Source organism: Mycobacterium sp. E2479 (genome assembly GCF_001667925.1).
In the GTDB taxonomy this organism is placed as follows: Bacteria; Actinomycetota; Actinomycetes; order Mycobacteriales; family Mycobacteriaceae; genus Mycobacterium.
In genome coordinates this window covers 1-1,459 of sequence record NZ_LZJR01000047.1, presented here as the reverse complement: position 1 = coordinate 1,459, position 1,459 = coordinate 1, and the positions used below count along the sequence as shown (strand labels likewise).

General features: G+C 65.9%; 1 protein-coding gene. It reads right to left on the bottom strand.

Going from position 1 to position 1,459, the window contains the following annotated elements:
* Positions 1-1,459, bottom strand: a 1,459-nt coding sequence (locus A5686_RS05225; protein WP_156749945.1) for an AMP-binding protein, incomplete at both ends; no start/stop codon positions are given.

The window sequence follows — 1,459 nt, the reverse complement described above, 5'->3', positions numbered from 1 at the left end:
GGCCCGGGCCCCCGAACGGACACGCCACAAACCGCGACCCGGTCAACCCCGCCCGGCGCCAATACCCGCAACCCACGGTGGCGCCGGCCACATACAATTCACCGACCACCCCGACCGGCACCGCACGCAACCACCCATCCAGCACAAACAACGCCGCCCCCGCCACCGGCGACCCGATCGGCGGCGCCCCCGCCCCGGCCGTCAACGGCGCGCTCAGGGATGCCCAGATCGTCGTCTCGGTGGGACCGTAGCCGTTGATCATCACGCGCCCCGGCGCCCACCGATCCACCAGCTCGGGTGGGCAGGGCTCACCGCCGACCACCAAAGCGACCGACTCCAACCCCTCCGGAGAGAGCATCTCCAACGCAGACGGCGTCTGGTTTAAGACGCTGACCTGCTCATCGACCAGCAAGGCATGGAGATCTTCAGGGGAGTGGGCCACCTCTTCGGGCACCACCACCAGCCGCCCGCCCCGCAGCAGCGCACCAACGATCTCCCAGCCCGAGATGTCGAAGCTGTACGAGTGCCACTGCGACCACACCCGCCCAGGTGCAGCCAACCCTGTATCCAGAGAAGCCAACTGTTGCAATAAGTTGTGGTGCGTAATGGCGACACCTTTGGGGAGCCCGGTGGTGCCGGAGGTGTAGATCAGGTAGGCGATGTCGTCGGGGGCTGGTGCCGGTAGCGGCGTGTTGGGCTGGCGCTTCACTGTTGGGTCGTCGGGATCGATGATCGCTATGTCGTGGCTGTCTAGTTGCGCCCGTAGGTCTGTGGTGGTGATCGCGGCGATCGGTGCGGCGTCGGTGAGCATGAGCCCGATGCGGGCCATCGGCAGCGCCGGGTCGATCGGTATATACGCCGCTCCGGTTTTGAGCACCGCCAGCACCGCGGTGATCGCTTCGGCGCAGCGGGGCAAGAGCAGTGCCACGCACTGTCCCGGGCCGGCGCCGTGGTCGGTCAGCAGGTGCGCCAACCGGTTAGAGGCCTGATCGAGCTCGCGGTAGGTCCACGAACGCTGCCCGTAGGTCAGCGCCACAGCGTCCGGTGTACGGGCCAGCTGTTCGCCAAACACCACCGGCACCGATACCGCTGAGCCCGGAGGTCTCGTCAAGGTGGCGCGGTTGCCCAATTGATTGAGGTGGGTGTGTTCGGGTTGATCGAGCACGTCGATCGACGACAGCGCCCGGGTGGGGTCAGAAGTCATGGCGAGCAGGATTTGTTCGAAGCGGGTGATGAGTGTGTCGATGGTGGTGGGGGTGAACAGGTCGGTGTCGTATTCGATGCGCAGGTTCAGTTCGCGTCCGGGCTGGACTTGCACCGTCATCGGGTAGTGGGTGTGTTCGTGGGTGGTTGCATCGCTGATGGACAATTCGTGGCCGCCGGATAGGGCGGCGGTGTCGACGGGGTAGTTCTCGAAGACGAGCAGGGTGTCGAAGAGTTGGTCGTGGCCGGTGAGGTG